General features: G+C 66.2%; 1 protein-coding gene. It reads right to left on the reverse strand.

The annotated features are described in order from the left end of the window. Positions 1-379: filamentous hemagglutinin N-terminal domain-containing protein (locus tag BVH01_RS24770; protein ID WP_168177308.1), on the reverse strand; the 379-nt coding region annotated here is incomplete at both ends.

The following is a 379-nucleotide window of genomic DNA, read 5'->3' on the forward strand; positions in this document are numbered from 1 at the left end:
AACGATCACGTGTGCGGCCTGCCCGGCCACTTCCGTGTAGCCCTTGAGCTGGCTGCGGTTGCTGCCGGTCACTTCGTTGAGGATGACGCCGGCAGCGCGACCCTGCAGGTTGCCGTTGCCGACGATGATGCCGCCGAGCTGGGTGCTCTGCAGCCGCTCGGTGGCATTGTTGAGGATCAGCCCCTGCCCGCCGACGTTGTAGTCGGTGAATTTGTTGTGCGACAGGCCACTGCCGGTTGGCGTGGCGATGTTGACGATGGGCACGCCATTGCCGGCCCGGTCGAGGCTGGTGTTGCCGCCTGCCTGGGCATCCACGGCCAGCTGCGCCGCCGAAGCGACGATGGGATTGAGGAACATCACGCCGGCAAGGATCAGGGCG

Origin of the sequence: Pseudomonas sp. PA1(2017) (assembly GCF_001945375.1) — a bacterium.
GTDB lineage: Bacteria > Pseudomonadota > Gammaproteobacteria > Pseudomonadales > Pseudomonadaceae > Aquipseudomonas.